This window comes from Photorhabdus kayaii, assembly GCF_025384895.1.
GTDB classification, from domain to species: domain Bacteria; phylum Pseudomonadota; class Gammaproteobacteria; order Enterobacterales; family Enterobacteriaceae; genus Photorhabdus; species Photorhabdus kayaii.
Window position 1 is genome coordinate 1 of the sequence record NZ_JAJAFZ010000223.1, and the last position, 626, is coordinate 626.

General features: G+C 50.3%; 1 pseudogene. It reads left to right on the plus strand.

The features are described 5' to 3' along the window. A pseudogene (locus LGZ98_RS24020) lies at window positions 1-626 on the plus strand (IS4-like element ISPlu9 family transposase); the annotation flags it as partial.

Genomic DNA, 626 nt, shown 5'->3' on the forward strand with positions numbered 1-626 from the left:
GCCTGAAGAACAACAGGTCGTGGGGTTGATAGAGCAACAGCGCTGGTGTCGAGATGTCAGTGATTATGGCAAAAGCCGACAACGCGACACACGCCCTTATGAAGGGAAAGAGAGTTATAAGTGGGAACGGGCCTCACAAGCCGTCGACAGCCGGTTAGGGGAGCAGATGGCCAACGTGATTTCTGTCTGTGACCGTGAAGCCGATATCATTGAATATCTGCGTTATAAAACGAGCCAAAAACACCGTTTCGTCATCCGTTCGATGCAAAACCGGCGTATTGAGGAAAGTCAGGATAAACTTTATGACTTTATCAGCCAGTTACAGAGTGCTGGAGAACGATTAGTTCAGATCAGACAGAAAGGCGGGCGTCAGGCGCGTGTCGCGCATTGTGATATCCGTTATGCCGAAGTGACGTTGAAAATCCCCGAAGGAAAAAGCGGTGAAGCGGTGCGGATATTTTATGTCGGTTGCTACGAAAAAGGTCCGGAGGATGGGCTTTGCTGGCATCTTCTGACCTCCGAACCCGTCAACAGTCAGGAAGACGCCCATAAAATATTCAGTTATTACGAGCGCCGCTGGCTGATAGAAGAATTTCACAAAGCGTGGAAAACGGGCGGCACGCAGG